Annotated in this window: 3 protein-coding genes; 2 read left to right on the top strand and 1 reads right to left on the bottom strand. The window is 69.3% G+C overall.

Annotated features, from left to right (window positions below):
- Positions 1 to 342, bottom strand: a 342-nt coding sequence (locus PMI14_RS22375) for a LysR family transcriptional regulator (protein ID WP_007857680.1), incomplete at its 3' end; no start/stop codon positions are given.
- A gap of 133 nt (positions 343 to 475) precedes the next feature.
- On the opposite strand from PMI14_RS22375, the gene PMI14_RS22370 reads away from it, so the two are divergent.
- Positions 476 to 1,459: a tripartite tricarboxylate transporter substrate binding protein gene (locus PMI14_RS22370; protein WP_007857679.1), complete on the top strand. Its 984-nt coding sequence runs from the start codon at positions 476 to 478 to the stop codon at positions 1,457 to 1,459.
- Positions 1,460 to 1,464: 5 nt separating this feature from the next.
- On the top strand, positions 1,465 to 2,130 hold a 666-nt coding region (locus tag PMI14_RS22365), incomplete at its 3' end, for an amidohydrolase (RefSeq protein WP_035205151.1).

Here is a 2,130-nt window from a genome sequence, read left to right as displayed (position 1 = left end):
CAGGCGCGGCAGCAGCCACTTGGTGCCCAGCGTGGGGATGACCGACAGCCGCAGCGTGCCCGGCGCGCGCGGCGCCACGAACAGCGCCGTGGCAGACTCGAGCGCCATCACGTGCCGCTCGGTCAACTGGCGCAGCTGGCGCCCGCGCTCGCTGAGCAGCACGCCCTGGGGCGAGCGCTCGAACAGGCGGCAGTCGCCCAGGTGCTGCTCCAGCCGCTGCACGGCGCGGCTTACGGCCGCCTGCGTGACGCACAGGTCCTCGGCCGCCTGGCGAAAACTGCCCAGCCGGCACACGGCCAGGAAGGCATGGAGTTCGACCAGGGAGGGAGAGCGCAGTTTCATGGACGAATGCAAACGGGAGGGTGATGACATTGTGTCATCACGGACCACGATTTTGTCGTTTGATGCGCGGGCACGCAATGCCTAGCATTCGCCCATTCCTACCCCATCCCACCTCTCACCATCCGCCACCACCATGACCATCGACCGCCGCCAGTTCCTCACCTCCACCGCCGCCGGCCTGGCACTGCCATCCTTCGCGGCCGATGCGCCCTACCCCACACGGCCCATCAGCCTGGTGGTGCCCTTCACGCCCGGCGGCTCGGTCGATGTCTCGGGCCGGCTCATCGCCGACCGCCTGGCGCGCAGCCTGGGCCAGCCGGTGGTGGTCGACAACCGCGGCGGCGCGGGCGGCGCCATCGGCTCGGCCTATGTGGCCAAGGCCGCACCCGACGGCTACACGCTGATCGTGACCTCGCAGAGCACCCACGTGGTCAACCCTGCGATGAACCCCAAGCTGCCCTACGACGCAGTGAAAGACTTCGCGCCCATCACCCTCATCAGCCGCCTGGCCAATGTGCTGGTGATCCACGCGGGCCTGCCGATCAGGAGCTTCGACGAGCTGGTGAAGTACGCGCGCGCCAACCCCACGGCGCTCAACTACGCCAGCGCGGGCACGGGCTCGGTGTCGCACCTGAGCATGGAGCTGCTGAAGAACCAGGCCAAATTCCCCATGACCCACATCCCCTACCGTGGCGCGGGCGTGGCGCTCAACGACCTGCTCAGCGGCCAGATCCAGCTGACGTGGAACAACCTCTCGTCCAACCTGTCCAACATCCTGAACGGCAAGCTGCGCGCCCTGGCGGTGGCCGCACCCGCGCGCGTGCCGCAGCTGCCCGACGTGCCGACCTTTGCCGAGCTCAAGCTGCCCGACCTGAACCTCACCTCGTGGAACGGCCTGGCCGCGCCTGCGGGCACGCCCGATGCCATCGTGCAGAAGCTCTACGCGGCCACGCGCAAGATCGTGACCGACCCGGCCAACCAGGCCGTGTGGGTGGACAAGGGCATGATGGTGCCCCAGGACATCACCCCGGCCGCCTACCGCAAGGAGATCGCGGAGCGCATCGCCTTCTACCAGCGCATCGCCCGGGACAACAAGATCGAGCTGGACTCCAATTGATGATCATGACGACGACGAACCTGCTGCCTGGGCTGACCCGCATCGACGACCTGGCCCCCCAGCACGACGAGCTGGCCGGCTGGCGCCGCCACATCCACCAGCACCCGGAGCTGGCCTTTGCCGAGCATGGCACGGCCGATTTCGTGGCCGGCAAGCTGCAGCAATGGGGCTACGAGGTCACGCGCGGCATCGGCCAGACAGGCCTGGTGGCACAGCTGCGCGTGGGCAGCGGCAGCCGGCGCCTGGGCCTGCGCGCCGACATGGACGCCCTGCCGATCCAGGAGGAGACCAGCCTGCCCTATGCCAGCAGCGTGCCCGGCTGCATGCACGCCTGCGGGCACGACGGCCACACCGCCATGCTGCTGGGCGCAGCGCGGCACCTGGCGGCCACGCGGCGCTTTTCCGGCACCTTGAACCTGGTCTTCCAGCCAGCGGAGGAGCGCGGCTTCGACAGCGGCGCCAAGGCCATGGTGGCCGATGGGCTGTTCGAGCGCTTTCCCTGCGACATGGTGTTTGCCATGCACAACCACCCGGGCGCGCCGCAGGGCCACTTCCTCATGCGGCCCGGCGCCTTTCTGGCGGCCGGAGACCGGGTGTTCATCACCATCACCGGCGTGGGCGGCCATGCCGCGCGTCCCCACCTGGCGGTGGACCCGCTGGTGGCGGCTGCC

It is taken from the genome of Acidovorax sp. CF316 (assembly GCF_000276605.1).
Lineage (GTDB): Bacteria > Pseudomonadota > Gammaproteobacteria > Burkholderiales > Burkholderiaceae_C > Acidovorax.
Note: the sequence above shows the minus strand (reverse complement) of the source record. Positions and strands in the feature narration are given on the sequence as shown.

Coding starts and splice junctions, on each gene's coding strand:
- PMI14_RS22370 (WP_007857679.1), top strand. CDS start 476: ATGACCATCGACCGCCGCCAGTTCCTCACCTCCACCGCCGCCGGCCTG.